The 1,529-nt window shown below is 68.3% G+C and carries 1 protein-coding gene; it reads left to right on the top strand.

Annotated features, from left to right (window positions below; all coding sequences use genetic code 11):
- Positions 1-242: 242 nt before the first annotated feature.
- Positions 243-1,169 (top strand): heme o synthase, encoded by a 927-nt coding sequence (locus tag H7A73_RS17910; protein WP_071403755.1) that lies wholly within the window; start codon positions 243-245, stop codon positions 1,167-1,169.
- The last annotated feature ends 360 nt before the right edge of the window (positions 1,170-1,529 follow it).

Here is a 1,529-nt window from a genome sequence, read left to right as displayed (position 1 = left end):
GGGGTTCAGGTGACCCCCGATGTTCACACCGGGGTGGCCGCCGACGGTCGATCCGGGCGTGTCGAGCGCGTCCGGATCACGCCGGGATGTCGGAGCGGGGCACCGTCGCGGCGCTTCCATCCCGTAAACTGGTCGGGACCCGTGGACATTCCGGGTCAGCGCATGCCCGGACGCCGTCGCAGTCGTCCACCGAGTGTGCGAGCTGATGCGAACAGACTGAGGTTCTCTTGCCGACTGCCACCGTGACCCGGCCCGACACCGATCGACCCCGATCGCCGCTGTCCCGCAAGGTCCGTGCGTACGTCTCGTTGACGAAGCCGCGCGTGATGGAGCTGCTGCTCGTCACCACGGCGCCGACGATGTTCCTCGCCGAACGCGGCGTCCCCGACCTGTGGCTCGTCTTCTGGACGATGCTGGGCGGAGCGATGTCGGCCGGTTCGGCGTCGGCCTTCAACTGCTACATCGACCGGGACATCGACCGGCTGATGAAGCGGACCAGCACCCGCCCGCTCGTCACCGGGGAGCTGTCCGACCGCGAGGCGCTCGTGTTCTCGTGGGTGCTCGGCATCCTGTCGACCGCGGTGCTCGGGTTCCTGGTGAACTGGCTGGCCGCCGCGCTGAGCGTCATCGCGATCCTCATCTACGTGTTCGTCTACACGCTGTGGCTCAAGCGCCGCACCCCGCAGAACATCGTCTGGGGCGGCTCGGCCGGCTGCATGCCGGTGCTCATCGGCTGGGCGGGCGTCACCGGGTCGCTGACCTGGACCCCGGTCATCCTGTTCATGGTGATCTTCCTCTGGACGCCGCCGCACTACTGGCCGCTGTCGATGAAGTACCGCGACGACTACGACGCGGCCGACGTGCCGATGCTCGCCGTGGTCCGTGGCCGCACCGTCGTCGGCCTGCAGGTCGTGCTCTACGCCTGGGCGACGCTCGTCTGCTCACTGCTGCTCATCCCGGTCGGGCACATGGGTCCGCTCTACACGGTCGTCGCGCTGGCGGGCGGCATCTGGTTCGTCGTCGAGTCGCACCGCCTGTACTCGCGGGCCATCCAGCACGTCGAGCACGTGCAGCCGATGCGGGTCTTCCACAGCTCGATCACGTACCTGACGCTGCTCTTCATCGCCGTGGGCATCGACCCGCTGCTGCCGCAGGTCTTCACCTTCTAGGCGGTCGAGGCGGGGCGCCCGCGCGCGCTCTGTCCGCAAGACGCCGTCACGTCCAGTCGACGCCGTCGCGTCCAGTCGACGCCGCGACGTGTGGGCACGACGCCGCGCATCCGCCGAGACGCCGCCGGATCCGGCGGCGTCTCGTGCACCCGGAGGCGTGTCCGCAGGGCACCGGCGTCCCGTGCTCGGCACGAGGCGGACGGGAGGCCCGTGGCGGGGCCGCCACGGGCCTTCCGTCCGGTTCTGGGTTGAACTCCCGTCCCATTACTCGATCCCGGATGGCGTCTTCTCCCTTGAAAAAAAAAAAAAACAGATGCCAAAGCCTCAGCCTCTCTCTGCTGAGAACATAGAAGAACGCCG

It is taken from the genome of Curtobacterium sp. ME12, from assembly GCF_903970855.1.
Taxonomy (GTDB): domain Bacteria; phylum Actinomycetota; class Actinomycetes; order Actinomycetales; family Microbacteriaceae; genus Curtobacterium; species Curtobacterium poinsettiae_A.
This window is presented reverse-complemented; position numbering and strand designations above follow the sequence as displayed.